Below are 693 nucleotides of genomic sequence, written 5' to 3' on the forward strand. Positions count from 1 at the left end.
TGTGCCGTATTCGCTGCCGTCGCGGACATAAAGCAATTCGCCCTCGCTGATATTGTCCGAGTTGGCGGTCACCTCCTCGATCAACTCGAGGTTCTCGCCGATCATCTCAGCGACCTCTTTAAGAGTATATATGATCCTGGAACGTGCCATCACGCAGCCTCGTATCGGTCTTTCGCCGGCACCCACTGCCACGGCAGCAATTCCTGGAGCCGATCCTTTGGATGGCTCTGGATCCTGGTCAGGACGTCTGTGAGATAGACCTCCGGATTGTGGCCATGGAGTTTGGCAGTTTATGCCGACCGGCGAACTATGCCGATTAAGCAAGTTTTTGCCAATGTTTTCTGTAACATAGCGGTAGCATAATCGGCATAGTTCGCCGGTCGGCATAAACTGCCTTATGCCGCGCGCGGCATAAAGAGGTAACTATTTGGGCGTCCAACGTGAAGCCTTCCCCGGCACGAATTGCCTTTTCTCGGGCCATGTTGAGAAGTTTGCGGCTTTCTGGCGTATAGAGTTTGACGATTTCATCCCGTGCCAGTGGCGTCTGTGGAATAAGATCGAAGAATTCATAGACAGTATTCGTCCAACTCAGCGTCTGATCCGGTAGGCTACCAACTGAACGAAGATGTTTGCCGGCTTCAGAATGTTCCAAATCACTGTGTCCAACACAGGATTGCACAAATTGCTTGCTTT

General features: G+C 51.7%; 2 pseudogenes. Both read right to left on the reverse strand.

What is annotated here, in order from left to right:
* Positions 1–149: 149 nt before the first annotated feature.
* A pseudogene (locus PH547_RS33775) lies at positions 150–290 on the reverse strand (transposase domain-containing protein); the annotation flags it as partial.
* Positions 291–316: 26 nt separating this feature from the next.
* Positions 317–693, reverse strand: a pseudogene (locus PH547_RS33780) (hypothetical protein); the annotation flags it as partial.

This window comes from Rhizobium cerradonense (genome assembly GCF_030182455.1).
Classification (GTDB): Bacteria; Pseudomonadota; Alphaproteobacteria; order Rhizobiales; family Rhizobiaceae; genus Rhizobium.